The 13,096-nt window shown below is 64.3% G+C and carries 12 protein-coding genes; 7 read left to right on the top strand and 5 right to left on the bottom strand.

All coding sequences use genetic code 11. The features are described from left to right. Positions 1-3: 3 nt before the first annotated feature. A complete protein-coding gene (locus tag OKW43_RS08425) occupies positions 4-870 on the bottom strand; it encodes a DUF3348 domain-containing protein (RefSeq protein WP_187635703.1) in 867 nt (288 codons plus the stop codon). A 253-nt stretch (positions 871-1,123) separates the two neighbouring features. Between OKW43_RS08425 and OKW43_RS08420 the strand changes: the two genes are divergently transcribed. Next, positions 1,124-2,356: an NAD(P)/FAD-dependent oxidoreductase gene (locus tag OKW43_RS08420; RefSeq protein WP_429446508.1), complete on the top strand. Its 1,233-nt coding sequence runs from the start codon at positions 1,124-1,126 to the stop codon at positions 2,354-2,356. An 82-nt stretch (positions 2,357-2,438) separates the two neighbouring features. On the opposite strand, the gene mctP is transcribed toward OKW43_RS08420, so the two are convergent. Both mctP and OKW43_RS08410 read right to left on the bottom strand, forming a co-directional pair. Beyond that, on the bottom strand, positions 2,439-3,920 hold the full coding sequence (gene mctP / locus OKW43_RS08415; protein ID WP_187635701.1) for a monocarboxylate uptake permease MctP: 1,482 nt from the start codon (positions 3,918-3,920) through the stop codon (positions 2,439-2,441). Further along, the gene (locus tag OKW43_RS08410) at positions 3,917-4,114 is read right to left on the bottom strand and encodes a DUF3311 domain-containing protein (protein ID WP_027195870.1); all 198 of its coding nucleotides are present in this window, start codon (positions 4,112-4,114) and stop codon (positions 3,917-3,919) included. The genes mctP and OKW43_RS08410 overlap by 4 nt, the downstream gene beginning before the upstream one ends. 240 nt (positions 4,115-4,354) lie before the next feature. Between OKW43_RS08410 and OKW43_RS08405 the strand changes: the two genes are divergently transcribed. The 6 genes from OKW43_RS08405 to OKW43_RS08380 all read left to right on the top strand — a co-directional run bounded on the left by OKW43_RS08405 (position 4,355) and on the right by OKW43_RS08380 (position 11,041). Then, a complete protein-coding gene (locus tag OKW43_RS08405; protein WP_187635700.1) occupies positions 4,355-5,770 on the top strand; it encodes a cache domain-containing protein in 1,416 nt (471 codons plus the stop codon). Further along, a complete protein-coding gene (locus OKW43_RS08400) occupies positions 5,767-6,420 on the top strand; it encodes a response regulator (protein ID WP_187635699.1) in 654 nt (217 codons plus the stop codon). Before OKW43_RS08405 ends, OKW43_RS08400 begins: the two co-directional genes overlap by 4 nt. Positions 6,421-6,470: 50 nt before the next feature. Then, on the top strand, positions 6,471-7,013 hold the full coding sequence (locus OKW43_RS08395; protein WP_187635698.1) for a hypothetical protein: 543 nt from the start codon (positions 6,471-6,473) through the stop codon (positions 7,011-7,013). 143 nt (positions 7,014-7,156) lie between these two features. Continuing rightward, positions 7,157-9,139 carry an arylsulfatase gene (locus OKW43_RS08390; RefSeq protein ID WP_429446504.1) on the top strand — a complete coding sequence of 661 codons (1,983 nt, stop codon included), beginning with the start codon at positions 7,157-7,159 and terminating at the stop codon, positions 9,137-9,139. A 7-nt stretch (positions 9,140-9,146) separates the two neighbouring features. After that, positions 9,147-10,250 carry a formylglycine-generating enzyme family protein gene (locus OKW43_RS08385; protein WP_429446502.1) on the top strand — a complete coding sequence of 368 codons (1,104 nt, stop codon included), beginning with the start codon at positions 9,147-9,149 and terminating at the stop codon, positions 10,248-10,250. After that, positions 10,247-11,041, top strand: a complete 795-nt coding sequence (locus OKW43_RS08380) for a MetQ/NlpA family lipoprotein (protein ID WP_429446500.1) — start codon at positions 10,247-10,249, stop codon at positions 11,039-11,041. The genes OKW43_RS08385 and OKW43_RS08380 overlap by 4 nt, the downstream gene beginning before the upstream one ends. A 115-nt stretch (positions 11,042-11,156) precedes the next feature. On the opposite strand, the gene cls is transcribed toward OKW43_RS08380, so the two are convergent. Next, a complete protein-coding gene (gene cls, locus OKW43_RS08375; RefSeq protein ID WP_429446498.1) occupies positions 11,157-12,431 on the bottom strand; it encodes a cardiolipin synthase in 1,275 nt (424 codons plus the stop codon). Positions 12,432-12,582: 151 nt separating this feature from the next. Beyond that, positions 12,583-13,089, bottom strand: a complete 507-nt coding sequence (locus OKW43_RS08370) for a hypothetical protein (protein WP_429446496.1) — start codon at positions 13,087-13,089, stop codon at positions 12,583-12,585. Between the last annotated feature and the right edge of the window lie 7 nt (positions 13,090-13,096).

Raw genomic sequence — 13,096 nt, 5'->3', positions numbered from 1 at the left:
CAGTTAGCAGGCGCGAAGAGCCGCGAGCAGCCCTTCGACCGGTTGAAAACGAACCTCCAGCTCGGCCAGCAGAACGCTCTGCATGTCCTTGCGGAAGGTGTCGAGCCACGCGTCGGACGCGAGCGGCGCGGCATGGCCGGCGGGCGCGGCGGCGTTGGCGTGAGCCGAGGCTGGCGGTGGTTGAATGGCGCGAGCGCCGGCTTCGACTTCGGCCGACTGCTGCCGCGTGGCACCGGCGTCGGCGGCAACTTCAGCCTGCGCGTCCGCCACCCGCCGTTGGTCACCCTCTCGCAAGCGCTCGAAATGCCCGCCGAGCAACCCGGGCACCGCGCCGAGCAAAGTCCGCTCGCGCTCGCCTAGCGCACGCTCCATCACCGCATCGACGACCGCGAGCCGCGCGAGCGCCGGCGCTTGCGTCGCCAGCAATGCGCGCAGGCGGCCGCGCAACGCGCCGATCGCCGTTTCCATCGACTGCTGAAGCGTGAGATAGCGGTGCCGAAATACCGCGTAGTCGGCCTGCGTGTCCACGGCCGCGCGCGGAGCGGACATGCGGGCGGACGACGGCGCCAGTCCACGTCGGCGGGAGCCGGCGAGCAGGCCATCGCTGGCGATGGCGCTCACCAGCGAGCGGCGCACGCGCGTGCACTCGTCCTCTTCCGTGCGGCCGAACGCGCGCGCGCCACCGGCGACGACCGGCGGCTTGCCGTCCAGCGCCGACGACAACGCGATCGCGTCGGTCCAACCGAGCCACTGGCTCAGCCGATCCGCCAGCGATTGCTGCGATTCGGCGACGTCGGCCTCGGCGAGACGGGCCAGTAAGCGAACGAGCGCGGGCCCGCTGAGGGCGCTGCGTTGAGGGGCTTGCAACATACCACCGGACGCAAAAAAGTCAGCAGTTTACACGCTGACGCCAGCGAGTCCGAAGTCCCCCGCTCGATCGAGCGTCGAAAGACAGGGTTTCGCCGGATCGAAGCTGGCATTCGCGCGTTTTCCCGAGCGTGGTTTTTTGCCAATAGCGAAGCGGGCCAATCCCTGTATATGATGAAAACGGGCGCCTCGCCGCCCACTGGAAAACGGCGCGGCGTCGACACCGCATAGAACACACGCAAGGCGGGCAGGCAGCATGAAATTCGATACCGTGGTGCTCGGCGCCGGCATTGTCGGGGTGTGCGTCGCCGTCCATCTGCAGAAACGCGGGCGCGCCGTTGCGCTGATCGACCGCAAGCAGCCGGGCAACGAGACGTCGTTCGGCAACGCCGGGTTGATCCAGCGCGAAGGCGTCTATCCGTACGCGTTTCCGCGCGGGCTCGGCACCCTGCTGCGCTACGCTCGCAACCAGTCGCCCGACGTGCGCTATCACGCCGACGCGATACTCCAGGTCGCGCCGTTTTTGTGGCGCTACTGGCGCAATTCGCATCCGGCGAAGCACGCGGAAATCGCGAAATCGTACGCGACGCTGATCGAGCATTGCGTCAGCGAACATCGCGCGCTTGCCGCGGACGCCGGTGCGAGCGAGTTGCTGCGGCCGATCGGCTGGATCAAGGTGTTTCGCCACGCCGCCGCGCGCGACGCCGAAACCCTGCTCGCCGAGCAATGGCATCGCGAGTACGGTGTCGAGTTCGAAACGCTCGACCCACCGCGGCTGCAACAGCTCGAACCCGATCTCGACAAGCGCCTGCAAGGTGGGCTGCACTATCCGCAATCCGATTCGGTCAGCGATCCCAACGCGCTCGTCACCGCCTACGCGCGGTACTTCGAAGCGCTCGGCGGACGGTTCTTCATCGGCGATGCCGATACGCTGCGCGAAGGCTGGCAAGTCGAGACGCGGGACGGGGCGATCACGGCCGCGTCGGCGGTGATCGCGCTCGGACCATGGTCGGATCGCGCGAGCACGCGGCTCGGGTATCGGCTGCCGCTCGCGGTCAAGCGCGGCTATCACATGCACTACGCGCCGCGCCGCAGCGCACGGCTCAATCATCCGATTCTCGACGTCGAGCACGGCTATGTGCTCGCGCCGATGGCGCGTGGCATCCGTTTGACCACGGGCGCCGAAATCGCGCGAGCCGAGGCGGCCAGGACGCCGGTACAGCTCGATGCGGTCGAGCCGATCGCGCGCACCCTGTTTCCACTCGGCGAACGTCTGGACGCCGAACCGTGGATGGGACGCCGTCCGTGCACGCCGGACATGATGCCGATCATCGGGCCCGCGCATAAACATCAGGGACTGTGGTTCGCATTCGGCCATGCGCATCATGGTTTGACGCTCGGACCGGTGACGGGACGGCTGATCGCCGAAATGATGACCGGCGAGCAAACGCTGGTCGATCCGCGGCCGTTTCGGGTCGAGCGGTTCTAGTTCTTCTGGACCCAGACCGCAATAAAAAACGCCGCGGGCCGACAGCCCCGCGGCGTTCCTCATCGAGCCGGACGAAGGTCGATCAGGCCGTAACGGCAGCCCGTCGCGGCGACACTGACGACACCGCGAAGCTCACGACGATATTCGCGACCAGCGCGATCAGGCCGATATACAGCGGGTAGTTCTCGTGGCCGAAATGCAGCCCATACACCGGCTTGAGCCCTTGCGAAATCGCGAGGCCCGTGCCGAGCACGATACCGACGAGCCAGCCGAGGAACAGACCCGGCGTGTTCAGACGGCGCGTGTACAGCGTGAACACGATGGCAGGGAAAATCTGCAGAATCCACACGCCGCCGAGTAACTGCAGATCGATCGCGTACTGCGTCGGCAGGAACACGATGAACAGCAGCGCACCGAACTTGACGACCAGCGAGACGATCTTGGCATTGGCCGCCTCGGCTGCGGGTGAGATGTTCGGCGACACCAGCGGACGCCACAGATTACGCGTGAACAGATTCGCCGCGCCGATCGACATGATCGCGGCCGGCACGAGCGCGCTGATCGCAATCGCGGCGGCCGCGAAGCCGACGAACCACGACGGGAACAGCGTGCCGAACAGGGTCGGCACCACGTCGCTTGCCGATTTCACGTTCACGCCCGCGGCGATCGCCATATAGCCGAGCAACGCGATCAGGCCGAGCAGCACCGTGTAGGCGGGCAGGAAGATCGCGTTCTTGCGCACCGTCTTTGCCGACGCCGACGACAGCACCGCCGTCATCGTATGCGGATACATGAACGCGGCGAGCGCCGAGCCCAGCGCGAGCGATGCGAACGCGGTGTACTGATTCGGCTTCAGCAGGATGCCGGTCGCGCCGCCCTTCGCCTGGAAGTGCGCATCGGCCAGGGCGAACACGTGCCCATAGCCGCCGAGCTTCACCGGAATCAGCCATATCGCCGCGATCACGACGATATAGATCATGATGTCCTTGACGAACGCGATCATCGCCGGCGCGCGCAGGCCGCTCGCATACGTATAGAGCGCGAGGATCACGAATGCGACGATCAACGGCAATTCGCCACTGACGCCGAGCCCCTTGATCACGACCTGCATGCCGACGAGTTGCAGCGCGATATACGGCATCGTCGCGACGATGCCGGTCAGCGCGATGGCCGCCGGGAACCACTTGCCGCCGTACTCGCCGTGCACGTAGTCGGCCGCGGTGATGTGGTTCTTGGCGTGCGCGACCTTCCACAGCTTCGGCATCACCGCGAACACGAACGGATAAACGATGATCGTGTACGGCAACGCGAAGAAGCCATACGCGCCCACCGAATAGACGAGCGCGGGCACCGCGATCACCGTATAGGCGGTGTAGAAATCGCCGCCGACGAGGAACCACGAAATGACCGTGCCGAACTGCCGGCCGCCGAGACCCCACTCGTGCAACTGCGTCAGGTCGCCGCGTTTCCAGCGCGCGGCAAAAAAACCGATCACCGTGACGAGCACGAAGAACGCGATGAAGACCGTCATCGCAACCGGGTTCACAGGATTAAGATCGCTCATTTGAGACCTCGATACACGATGTAAATCAGCAGCGAGGTCAACGGCACCCACAGAAACTGATACCAGTAGAAGAACGGGAAGCCCGCGAGCGGCGGATGCGTGTCGTTATAGAACGGCAGCCACAGCAGCGCGACATAGGGGATCAGCAAAATGAGCCAGAGCCATGAACGGCCGGCCGAGGGGGAGGTCTCCACGAACGTCTCCTGAGTATTATCGACAGCACGCGCGATGGCTCGTGGCCCGGCGCGCGGCTGCCCGGTTGCCTGAGGTCAGGCGGGAAATCGGGGAACGCCGCACACGCGCCGGCCAGGCCTCGCGCAGCGCGGGATGCGACGGGCATGTAGTATTCGCCTTCGCGCGCTTCCTCACAAGCGCGCAACTACGTAAGCCGTCTACGTGATAATACGTAGCCCGTTGACCGGGTTTTTTCAACGATGAAGCTCAAAGCGAAGATTGTGCTGCTTGCGATCGTGCCCTTTCTGGTGGCAATTGCGAGCATCGAGACCGGCGTGCGCCGCGAAGCGACGGCGCTCGCCGAGCGACAGCACGCGAGCACCCAGGCCGCGTACATGGCGAGCAAGGAGATCGAGCTCAAGCACTACGTCGAACTCGCGACCACTGCGATCGCGCCGCTCTACGAAGCCGGCGGCGACAACGCGCGCGACGACGCGCTGCTGCGCACGCGCGCGCTCGCGGTGCTCGAAAAAATGGATTTCGGCGAGGACGGCTACTTCTTCGTCTACGACATGCACGGCCGCTCGCTGATGCATCCGCGCGAGCCCGATCTGGTCGGCCGCGATCTGTGGTCGTTGCGCGATAGCCAAGGCGCGCCGACGATCCAGCAACTGCTCGCCGCGGCCGCTCGCGGCGGCGGCTACGTGCGCTATCTGTGGCATCGGCCGTCGACCGGCAAGGTCGAGTCGAAACTCGGCTACGTGGTGCCGCTCGAGCGCTGGGGCTGGATGCTCGGCACCGGGATCTATCTCGACGACGTCGACGCGGCCCTCGCGCATATCGACGCCGAGGCCGCGGCCAATATCGATCGCACGATGAAGTGGATCGACGCAATCGCCGTGGCCGGCCTCGCGGTCATTGCGCTATGCGCGCTCGTGCTGAACGTGACCGAATATCGCAGCGCCGACGCGAAGCTGAAGCGGCTCGCGCAGCAGGTCGTCGAGTCGCAGGAAAACGAGCGCGCGCGCCTGTCGCGGGAATTGCACGACGGCATCAGCCAGATGATGGTGTCCGTGAAGCTGCTGCTCGAATCGGCGCTCGCGCGGCTCGAACGTGGCGACGCGCGCGTACCCGCCGCCGAGGCCGCGTTGTCCACCGGACTCACGCGGCTCGGCGATACGCTGCGCGAAGTCCGGCGGATTTCTCATGCGCTGCGTCCGTCGATGCTCGACGATCTCGGCGTCGCGGCCGCGCTCGAACAGTTGACGCGCGAACTCGGCGACGAGTCCGGCATCGCGATCGGCTTTACGCAGATTTCGCACACGCATGCGGCCACCTTGCCCGACGTGGTCAACACCGTGCTGTTTCGCATCGCCCAGGAAGCGCTGACGAACATCGTGCGGCATGCGCAGGCGTCGAGCGCCGCGCTCGCGCTCGAGGTTTCGCGCGACGCGGTCACGCTGACGATCGCCGACAACGGCCGCGGCTTCGACGTAACCGGCGCATTCGTCGGCGGACGCGGAGGTGTCGGTCTGCGCAACATGCGCGAACGGCTCGAAGCACTCGGCGGCACGCTGTCGTTGAACTCGCAGCCTGGCCATACCGTCGTCGCCGCGCGCGTGCCGCTGCCGACGATTCACGCGACGGTGCCGCCCCTGCAGGAACTCTCTTCATGAACGACACGCCCTCTTCTCCCATCGCGCGTCTGCTGCTCGTCGACGATCATCCGCTCGTGCGCGATGGTCTGCGTGCACGCCTCGAAGCGGTCCGCCATTTCGAAGTGGTCGGCGAAGCGGGCGACGCGCAGCAAGCGCTCGCACTGGCCGAACGACAGTCGCCGCATCTGGCGCTGATGGATGTCGGCATGAAAAGCGGCATCAACGGCATTGCGTTGGCCGGCCTTTTTCACGAGCGTTTTCCGGCGATTCGCGTGCTGATGCTGTCGATGCACGACAACCTCGAATACGTGACACAGGCCGTGCGCGCCGGCGCGAGCGGCTACGTGCTGAAGGATTCGCCGGCGCTTGAAATCATTCAGGCCATCGGCGCGGTGCTCGACGGCAAGACGTTCTTCAGCGCGGAGCTGAGCGCGCGGCTGATCCAGGCGTCGGCGACGCAATCGCCGGTCGAACGTTTGACGCCGCGCGAGCGCGACATTCTCGACGCGCTCGCCGAAGGTCTGTCGAGCAAGCAGATCGCGCAGCGCAACGATCTGTCGGTGCGGACCGTCGAGACGCATCGGCTGAATCTGAAGCGCAAACTCGATATCGAAGGACAGGCCGAGTTGATCAAGTTCGCGGTCGAGAATCGACGCACCAAGCGTTGAGGTTCGCGTCCGCGCGATAATGGGCGGTCCACACCTGGAGCGACTACAGCATGAAACGCGGGTTCGAACTGAGTCTCGCCAGCCTGATACTTTGCGTGGCCACGGCTCGCGTTTATAGCGAACCCGCGCGCGTCAATCGCGGCCACGATCCATTCCTGCAGATCTCCAAAGCCATCGCCGACTGCCCGACGCCGCTCGGCCCATTCGAAACCGAAAAGGAATGGCTCGACGATAGCCATTACCGGATCGAACGCGGCAATAGCTGTTGGATCGAAGGCCGCTGCCGTTTGCCGAACGCGTATCTGTACGACGCGGAAATCGCGGACAGTGTGCAACGGCGTCTTGCGAATCTGAACGTCGCGACGCACTGGCGCGAGCAGTCGACACTATGGCTCACGCTGCAACGCCGCTTTATTTATGTCGAAGGTTGCGTCGCGCCCGGCTTCGACAAGAAGACCTTCCTCACCGAACTCGCGAAAACAGCGGACGTCGAGCGCGTGATCGACAACACGATCACCGATCCGCATGCCGCGCGACTGCCGTACCGCACGCAAGCGGACCCGGACAAGCCGGTGCTCGATCCGGGCAATTAGCGCGGCAAATGGCGATGTTTGCGCCACTGCCGTCTACTGCCGGCTATATCGACAAACGTCGATAGCAACCCAGAAATCGTTCTTTTGGCCTTTGCGGCGTCATTGCTAACATCAGCGGCCCCACCTTACGGTCCGCAATAACAATGACAACCGTTCGATTTCGCCTTACCCAACATCGCCCTTCATTTCGTCTCCGCCTGATCGGCGCCGCGGTCGCGAGCCTCGTCACGCTCGCCTCGTGCGGCGACGGCAATCTGCCGGCCGCGTCCGCCGCGTCGAGCGCCGTGCCCGCGTCCACGCCAGTCATCGCGCAGAAGCGGCCTAACATCCTTTACATCATGGCCGACGACCTCGGCTACTCCGACATTCACGCGTTCGGCGGCGAAATCAACACGCCCAACCTCGATGCGCTCGTGCAAAGCGGCCGCATCCTGACCAATCACCACACCGGCACCGTCTGCGCGATCACGCGTTCGATGCTGATCTCGGGCACCGATCATCATCTGGTCGGCGAGGGCACGATGGGCGTGCCGACGGACGAACGCAAGGGATTGCCAGGTTACGAAGGCTATCTGAACGATCGCGCGCTATCGGTTGCGCAATTGCTGAAGGACGGCGGCTATCACACATACATGGCCGGCAAGTGGCACATCGGCTCGGGCATCGTCGGCAGCGCGACGGGCAGCGGGCAGACGCCGGACCAATGGGGCTTCGAGCACAGCTACGCGTTGCTCGGCGGCGCCGCGACCAATCACTTCGCGCACGAACCGGCCGGCTCGCAGAACTACACCGAAGACGGCAAGTACGTGCAGCCGGGCCAGCCGGGACAGCCCGGCGGCGTGGGCGGCAGCCCGGCCGTGTTCTATTCGACCGACTTCTACACGCAGCGCCTGATCTCGTACATCGATTCGAACAAGGGCGACGGCAAGCCGTTCTTCGCGTACGCGGCCTATACGTCACCGCACTGGCCGCTGCAGGTGCCCGATCCTTATTTGCACAACTACGTCGGCAAATACGATGCTGGCTACAATGCGATCCGCGATGCGCGTATCGCCCGACAGAAAGCGCTAGGCATCATTGCGCAGGACTTCGTGCCGTACGGTGGCGCATCGGAGACGCTGGCCGCGAGCCCGGCCACGGCGAACAACGGCACCGCGAGCGCGAAATACGTGAGCGCCGTGCACAACGCCGCACAGGGCTACGCCGATTACGGCCCCGGCCATGTGAACAAGAAGTGGGACAGCCTGTCGCCGGCCGAGAAGAAGGCGCAGGCGCGTTACATGGAAATCTACGCGGGCATGGTCGAGAACCTCGATCACAACATCGGCCTGCTGATCCAGCATCTGAAGGACATCGGCGAATACGACAACACGTTCATCATGTTCCAGTCGGATAACGGCGCCGAAGGCTGGCCGATCGATTCCGGTGCGGACCCGACCGCCACGGACACCGCGAACGCGACCGATCCCGCCTACTCGAAACTCGGCACCGACAACGGTCAGCAAAACGCGCAACGTCTGCAATACGGTTTGCGTTGGGCCGAAGTCAGCGCGACGCCGTTCCGCCTGACCAAGGGTTATTCGGGCGAAGGCGGTGTATCGACACCGTTGATCGTGCATCTGCCGGGTCAGACTTCGCAGAAGCCGACGCTGCGCGAATTCACGCACGTGACGGACAACACCGCGACGTTCCTCGCGGTCGCGCAAATTGCGGTGCCGACCACGCCCGCGCCCGCGTTGATCAACACGCTGACCGGCGTCGATCAGAACAAGGGCAAGGTGGTCTACAACAACCGCTATGTGTATCCGATCACCGGACAATCGCTGTTGCCGCTGCTCGAAGATCAGAGCACGACGCCGGTACACAGCGCGTCGTTCGGCGACGAAGCCTACGGCCGCGGCTATCTGCGCAGCGCCGACGGCCGCTGGAAAGCCCTGTGGACCGAACCGCCGCTCGGCCCCGTCGACGGTCATTGGCAGCTGTACGACATCAGCGCCGATCGCGGCGAAACGCAGGACGTGTCGGCGCAGAACCCGTCGATCATCGATGGGCTCGTGCAGCAATGGAACGACTATATGACGAGCGTCGGCGGCGTCGAACCGTTGCGTCCGCGCGGTTACTACTGAGCACACGATGGCGTTTTCATTCAAGCTCAAAGGCGGCGTCGCGCTGTACGGCGCATACGCCGCGATCGCGGCGGTGGCGTTTGCCGCCGCATTTGCCGCCGTGTTTGCCGCGCCATCCATCGGCGCGGCCAGCGCGGCGGTATTCGGCGGTGGCCCGTCCAATGCGTTCGACAACCTGAACCGCTCGCGGGCACTCGCCGCGCTCGGCTCCGAACAGCAATGCGGGCGTTACTCGGGCTTGCCCGCGCGTTGGCGCGACGACCCGCGGGCCGGCATGGTGCATCTGCATGGCGGCGACTTCGTGTTCGGCAGCAAGCTCGGCTACGAAGACGAGCGCCCGGCCGGCGACGGCAACACGCACGTTGCCGGTTTCTGGATCGACCAGACCGACGTCACGAATGCGCAGTTCGCCGCGTTCGTGCGCGCGACCGGCCACGTCAGCGATGCGGAGCGCCAGGGCGGCGCGGTCGTTTTTCACACGCCGACGCGCGAAGAGATGAACGCGCGCGATCTCGCGTGGTGGAGCTGGGTCAAAGGCGCCGCGTGGAATCATCCGAGCGGCCCCGGCAGCAATCTCGACGGCCGGATGAATCAACCGGTGACGATGGTCACGCAGGCCGATGCGCTCGCGTACGCACACTGGCTCGGCCGCGACCTGCCGACCGAAGCCGAATGGGAATACGCGGGCAAAGCCGGCCATCAAGGCGCGGATCTCGACACCGCGCCGCGCGACGCGCACGGCAAACCGGGCGCGAACTACTGGCAGGGCGTGTTTCCGGTGCTCGACACCGGCGAGGATGGTCACGTCGGCCTGTCGCCGGTCGGCTGCTATCCGGCGAACGACTTCAGGCTTTACGACATGATCGGCAATGCGTGGGAGTGGACCAAGGACGTGTACACCGGACCGCACCAGTCGCATACGAACGGCGATACCGCGGCCGTGGCGCCGCTCAACCGACGCCACGACAAGCCGATGGTCATCAAGGGCGGCTCGTTCCTGTGCTCGCGCGACTACTGCGTCAGGTATCGCGCGGCGTCGCGCGAGCAGCAGGAAGCCGATTTGCCGGCTTCACATATCGGCTTTCGCACGGTGCGGAGGGATGCATCATGAAGCGATATGCCATCGCCGCGCTTGCGGTCGCGATATTGCCCGCTTTGCTGCCTGAACCTTCGCACGCCGCCTCGCAGACGATCAGAGTCGGCGTGAGTTCGGGCGCTCAAGCGGAGATCATGACCGAAGTGCGCCGCGTCGCCGCGAGCGAGGGCCTCGCGCTCGATGTCGTGGTGTTCGATCAACCGTCGCGGATCGATGCCGCGCTCGCCGCGAAGCAGATCGACGTCGCGAGCGTCGAAGACGAAGCGGCCCTCGACGCGCAGCGCAAACTGCACGACTATGCACTGACGAGCGTGGCCACGACAGTCACATTTCCGGTCGCTCTGTATTCGCGCAAGCTGACGAACCTCGTGCAATTGCAACGTGGCGCGACGATCGCGATTCCCGACGACCCCGCCGGAACGGCACGCGCGCTGATCCTGCTGCAAAACGAAACGCTGCTGACGTTCCGCGACAGCGCGGGCCTGCGCGCGACACTCGCCGACATCACGAGCAACCGCCTGCATCTGAAGATTCGCCAGGTGCCGCGCGCGCGTCTGTACGACACGTTGAACAGCGTCGCGTTCGCGGTGATCGACAGCGACACGGCGGCGCGCTCGGGTCTCCGCCCCGCTCGCGATGGTCTCAGTCTCGAAGACGCGCGCTCGCCGTACGCAAACGTACTGAGCGTGCGCGACAGCGATCGCCAGCGCGCATGGGTCGCGCAACTGGTCGCCGCCTATCATTCGGACGCCGTCGCTCATTTCATTCTGATGCGTTATCAGGATTCGGTGCGCCGGCCGTGGTGAACAACTGCGCGGTTTTGCCGATGCGTACCAGCACCCGAAAGCGCGCCTCATCGATGCGGCTGCCGTTGGACACGACACCGGCAAGCGGGCCACGCGCCCCGACATCGAAGCGTTTTCAAAGCTGGGGGTCCAGCAGCCGCACAACCGTTTCAATGAGCTTCTCGCTGAGTGAACGCCCCGTCCATGCGTCGAGCGTGATGCGCTTCGATTTCGCGATGTCGTCGGCGAACGCGGCGGTCTGCTGCCTGGCGAAATCGCGGTCGTAAATGTTCAGGTTCGCTTCGTCGTTCAGCTTGAACGAGCGGCTATCGAAATTCGTCGAGCCGACCGACACCAGGTATTCGTCGACTACCAGCATTTTGCAATGGAACATGGTCGGCTGGTACTCGTAGATCTCGACGCCCGCTTTCAATAGATCGCCCCAGCACGCACGCGAGGCCTCGCGCACCGTGTGCGTGTCGATGCGTTTGCCCGGCGTGACGATCCGTACTTTGACACCGCGTTTCGCGGCTTCGATGATCGCATTGATGGTGAGCTTGTCGGGCACGAAGTACGCGCTCGCCAGCTGCAAAGTGCGCGTGGCGGCGGTGATGGCCATCAGATACATCAACTGCATGTCGTCGCTGCCGCCCGACGGCGAACTGCTGAACATATGCGCGAGACCCTCGCCTGGTCCTTTCGGCTCGACGTCGACGTGCGGAAAATACCTGGGGCCGTGCAATACGCTGCCGGTCGTCTTGATCCAGTTGTCCATGAACACGGCCTGCATATGGCCGACCACGGGACCCGTCACGCGAAAATGCGTATCGCGCCAATGCTTTTCGTCCTGTGCATTGCCCGTCCACTCCGGCGCAATGCCGACGCCGCCTGTAAAGCCGATCCGGCCGTCGATCACCAATAGCTTGCGGTGCGTACGATCGTTCATACGACCGAGTCCGGTCCAGTGCGGCTTGTGATACTTGACCACTTCGGCGCCGGCCTCGCGCAGCAGTTGCAGATAGCGTCGATCCATTTTCGATGAACCGACCCAGTCGAGCAGTACATGCACGGCGACCCCTTCACGCGCCTTATCGGCCAGCGCGCGCGCAATCTGTTCGCCGATCTCGCCAGACCAGTAAATGAACGTTTCAAATGTGATGGTTTCGCGCGCCGAGCGAATGCCTTCGAGCATCGACGGAAAGATCTGGTCGCCGTTGAGCAGCATCTCAAAGCGATTACCCGGCACCACGGGCGGCCCGAGCAATAGACCCATCGAGCGAAGAAATTGCGGATCTTCGCTCTTATAGAGCCGCTCGATCCTGTGTGCTATTTTCTTCTCGCCGCTCGACAGATTGGCGATCGCGAGAACGATCACGAGCGTGACGAACGCGGTAACAGCAATAGTCAGCATCCGTGGCCTCGATGGCAAGCGGCGGAACACGGCGTGCGCGTTCCGCGTTCGACGGGAGAGTGCCGGACTCGTGCCTGGCTTTCACTATCGCAACGTCATGCACGGCGCGTGCCCGGATCGGGACCGCGCCTTGCTTCCCGCTTCAAACGCGTTATCTGACCAATGCAAATGCCTCGCGACTTGCTATTTCGGCCGCGCCGAATACGCCGATGATCGTATAGTCCGACGCCACGCATTCGAACATCGAGGCCTGAAACGTAATGACGAAATGCCGCCGCGCCGGTGCTTCAGGACCAACGGCGAGGGAGTCTGTCGTCACGGTGGCAATCTCCGCGCACAGCGACGAATTGACGACTTCATGCACCGCGTAGCCGCTCAGACCTTGCGCCGCGAGCGGATGAATGGCCAGATCGACATCGCCCGGCGGCCCGAGACGATGAAAGACGGCGTCGGCAAACAACACCGCGCAAAAAGGATCGTCGTCGGGATCGAATGGCCCGAACCGTTCAAAGTCCGACTCCGCGATCGGATAAGTGAGGATCACGCGGCGATCGCTCGCGACGATGAATGGTTCGGCGGCATCGGCTGCCGGATGAGGAGCGGAGTCCAGCAGGAAGACCTTGTCTTCCTGCTGGGATGCATCGTAGGTGATAACCATCTACTCA

The sequence above is a fragment of the Paraburkholderia sp. WC7.3g genome (assembly GCF_050436345.1).
GTDB classification, from domain to species: domain Bacteria; phylum Pseudomonadota; class Gammaproteobacteria; order Burkholderiales; family Burkholderiaceae; genus Paraburkholderia; species Paraburkholderia podalyriae.
The sequence above is the reverse complement of the archived record's forward strand: the minus strand, read 5'-3'. Positions and strand labels throughout refer to the sequence as shown.

Coding starts and splice junctions, on each gene's coding strand:
- OKW43_RS08380 (WP_429446500.1), top strand. CDS start 10,247: ATGAAGCGATATGCCATCGCCGCGCTTGCGGTCGCGATATTGCCCGCT.
- cls (WP_429446498.1), bottom strand. CDS start 12,431: ATGCTGACTATTGCTGTTACCGCGTTCGTCACGCTCGTGATCGTTCTC.
- OKW43_RS08420 (WP_429446508.1), top strand. CDS start 1,124: ATGAAATTCGATACCGTGGTGCTCGGCGCCGGCATTGTCGGGGTGTGC.
- OKW43_RS08385 (WP_429446502.1), top strand. CDS start 9,147: ATGGCGTTTTCATTCAAGCTCAAAGGCGGCGTCGCGCTGTACGGCGCA.
- OKW43_RS08425 (WP_187635703.1), bottom strand. CDS start 870: ATGTTGCAAGCCCCTCAACGCAGCGCCCTCAGCGGGCCCGCGCTCGTT.
- OKW43_RS08390 (WP_429446504.1), top strand. CDS start 7,157: ATGACAACCGTTCGATTTCGCCTTACCCAACATCGCCCTTCATTTCGT.
- OKW43_RS08395 (WP_187635698.1), top strand. CDS start 6,471: ATGAAACGCGGGTTCGAACTGAGTCTCGCCAGCCTGATACTTTGCGTG.
- mctP (WP_187635701.1), bottom strand. CDS start 3,920: ATGAGCGATCTTAATCCTGTGAACCCGGTTGCGATGACGGTCTTCATC.
- OKW43_RS08400 (WP_187635699.1), top strand. CDS start 5,767: ATGAACGACACGCCCTCTTCTCCCATCGCGCGTCTGCTGCTCGTCGAC.
- OKW43_RS08370 (WP_429446496.1), bottom strand. CDS start 13,089: ATGGTTATCACCTACGATGCATCCCAGCAGGAAGACAAGGTCTTCCTG.
- OKW43_RS08405 (WP_187635700.1), top strand. CDS start 4,355: ATGAAGCTCAAAGCGAAGATTGTGCTGCTTGCGATCGTGCCCTTTCTG.